Annotated in this window: 1 protein-coding gene; it reads right to left on the bottom strand. The window is 49.5% G+C overall.

From position 1 onward, the window contains the following. A partial coding sequence (locus tag AC1M9H_RS14465) for a GA-like domain-containing protein (protein WP_481613672.1) occupies positions 1–202 on the bottom strand: 202 nt, incomplete at both ends.

The raw sequence follows: 202 nt of genomic DNA, 5'->3' as shown, positions 1-202 counted from the left end.
TCTTTTTCTGCTTGTACTGCCTCAGGTAACGCTGTCACTTTTGTTTGTGCTTCTTCTTTAGCAGCAAGTGCATCATCACGTGCTTGAGTCAATGCAGTAAGTTCTGTTGGGGTGATGAGGCCATTGGCATTTGCATCGATCAGCGCTTGTTCTGCCGCAGCGTATGCTGCTTCTGCTGCCTCTACTGCTGCTTCGGCATCTG

It is taken from the genome of Acinetobacter sp. ANC_7512 (assembly GCF_056779935.1).
This window is presented reverse-complemented; position numbering and strand designations above follow the sequence as displayed.